We start from the raw sequence: 994 nt of genomic DNA on the forward strand, positions 1-994 counted from the left end.
GACGAATACTAATAGATCGAGGTACTTAACCATATAATATGAAGCAATGTTATCTTAGTTTTGAAAGAATATAAAAAACTTGTTGACTTTTAAAGTTAAATAAGTTACAATGATTCTTGTCTTAAATGAATATAGTCTGGTAATGATGGCAGAGAGGTCACACCCGTTCCCATACCGAACACGGAAGTTAAGCTCTCTAGCGCCGATGGTAGTTGGGACCTTGTCCCTGTGAGAGTAGGACGTTGCCAGGCAAAATGGAGGATTAGCTCAGCTGGGAGAGCACCTGCCTTACAAGCAGGGGGTCGGCGGTTCGATCCCGTCATCCTCCACCATATATGTCGGAGGGGTAGCGAAGTGGCTAAACGCGGCGGACTGTAAATCCGCTCCTTCGGGTTCGGCAGTTCGAATCTGCCCCCCTCCACCATTCTTAATTAATGGGCTATAGCCAAGCGGTAAGGCAACGGACTTTGACTCCGTCATGCGCTGGTTCGAATCCAGCTAGCCCAGCCATTAAGAGCCATTAGCTCAGTTGGTAGAGCATCTGACTTTTAATCAGAGGGTCGAAGGTTCGAGTCCTTCATGGCTCACCATTTTAATGAAATATGCGGGTGTGGCGGAATTGGCAGACGCACTAGACTTAGGATCTAGCGCCTTTGGCGTGGGGGTTCGACTCCCTTCACCCGCACTTTTAATAAAATAACTCATACATGTCTTGCGGAAGTAGTTCAGTGGTAGAATACAACCTTGCCAAGGTTGGGGTCGCGGGTTCGAATCCCGTCTTCCGCTCCAATTTTCAATATGACATGCCGGGGTGGCGGAACAGGCAGACGCACAGGACTTAAAATCCTGCGGTGGGTGACCACCGTGCGGGTTCGACCCCCGCCTCGGCACCATATGCGCCCGTAGCTCAATTGGATAGAGCGTTTGACTACGGATCAAGAGGTTAGGGTTCGGACTCCTCGTCGGCGCGCTTTATTAACGGAAGTGGCTCAGC

Annotated in this window: 7 tRNA genes and 1 rRNA gene; all 8 read left to right on the top strand. The window is 49.8% G+C overall.

Going from position 1 to position 994, the window contains the following annotated elements:
* Positions 1–135: 135 nt before the first annotated feature.
* The 8 genes from rrf to HMPREF1014_RS29015 all read left to right on the top strand — a co-directional run bounded on the left by rrf (position 136) and on the right by HMPREF1014_RS29015 (position 893).
* Positions 136–251: ribosomal RNA gene (gene rrf, locus HMPREF1014_RS28980) — 5S ribosomal RNA — on the top strand.
* A 5-nt stretch (positions 252–256) separates the two neighbouring features.
* Positions 257–332: transfer RNA gene (locus tag HMPREF1014_RS28985), tRNA-Val, on the top strand.
* Positions 333–340: 8 nt separating this feature from the next.
* Positions 341–424: transfer RNA gene (locus HMPREF1014_RS28990), tRNA-Tyr, on the top strand.
* Between the two features lie 11 nt (positions 425–435).
* Positions 436–510 (top strand) — tRNA-Gln (locus HMPREF1014_RS28995).
* Between the two features lie 4 nt (positions 511–514).
* Positions 515–590 (top strand) — tRNA-Lys (locus tag HMPREF1014_RS29000).
* Positions 591–604: 14 nt separating this feature from the next.
* A tRNA-Leu gene (locus HMPREF1014_RS29005) sits at positions 605–685 on the top strand.
* 29 nt (positions 686–714) lie between these two features.
* A tRNA-Gly gene (locus HMPREF1014_RS29010) sits at positions 715–789 on the top strand.
* Between the two features lie 16 nt (positions 790–805).
* Positions 806–893: transfer RNA gene (locus tag HMPREF1014_RS29015), tRNA-Leu, on the top strand.
* Positions 894–994 lie beyond the last annotated feature (101 nt).

The organism is Bacillus sp. 7_6_55CFAA_CT2, assembly GCF_000238655.1.
GTDB lineage: Bacteria > Bacillota > Bacilli > Bacillales > Bacillaceae_G > Bacillus_A > Bacillus_A cereus.